We start from the raw sequence: 754 nt of genomic DNA, 5'->3' as shown, positions 1-754 counted from the left end.
AGCGCGAGCAGCACCGCGGCCGCCGCCACGACGGCGTGCACCGCCGGACCTGCGAGCGCGACGGCCACGCGGTGTCGTCGGTCGGCGAGACGCCATCCGTCCGTGACGTCGACGAAGAACGCGGGTGTGAGATAGAAGATCATGAACCCGGCTCGTCGGGGACTGCCGCCGAACCTGGTGAGGGTGAGCCCGTGAGCACCCTCGTGGAGCAGGGTGATGAGCGAGAGCAGGACGATCAGCGTCAGCACCGCCCCCAGCGGCAACGGCCGGGTGAGGACGTCTCGCAGGTCGCCGGCCTGCAGGATCGCGGCCACTAACCCGGCGCAGAGGAGCACGGCCACAGATGCCACAAGCACGCGAGAGGACGGGCGGAAGACTGCGCCGTCGAGACGTGCGAAGAGGGTGGGCGCGCGAACGGTCGCGAATTGCAGGGTGAACGGCGGCCGGTAGCTGATGCGCCCGGGTGCGCGCTTCGCACCGCCCTCGAGCAGTCCGTTGTCCCGGAACCGTCCGACCAGTCGCAGAAAGCTCTCCGGCGATTCCGACGCGGCGAACCGTCGGTGCAGTGCCTGCACCGTGGTCCCGCCGTCCATCGCCGTCAGCAGTTCGATGACCGCGGGCGACACCCTCGACGATGGCACCCCGTCGACGACGGCGATCCACGCCGCGTCCTCGCCCGTGCTCTCGAAGACGACACCGTGGGCCAGCAGCGGGCAGGTGTCGGCTCCCAGCGGCTCCGTCGCCGGGGATGCCC

At 70.8% G+C, this 754-nt stretch carries 1 pseudogene; it reads right to left on the bottom strand.

Annotated elements, in window-relative coordinates:
* Positions 1 to 754, bottom strand: a pseudogene (locus tag DSP71_RS13695) (hypothetical protein); the annotation flags it as partial.

Source organism: Microbacterium sp. H6 (genome assembly GCF_003314775.1).
Lineage (GTDB): Bacteria > Actinomycetota > Actinomycetes > Actinomycetales > Microbacteriaceae > Microbacterium > Microbacterium oxydans.
This window is presented reverse-complemented; position numbering and strand designations above follow the sequence as displayed.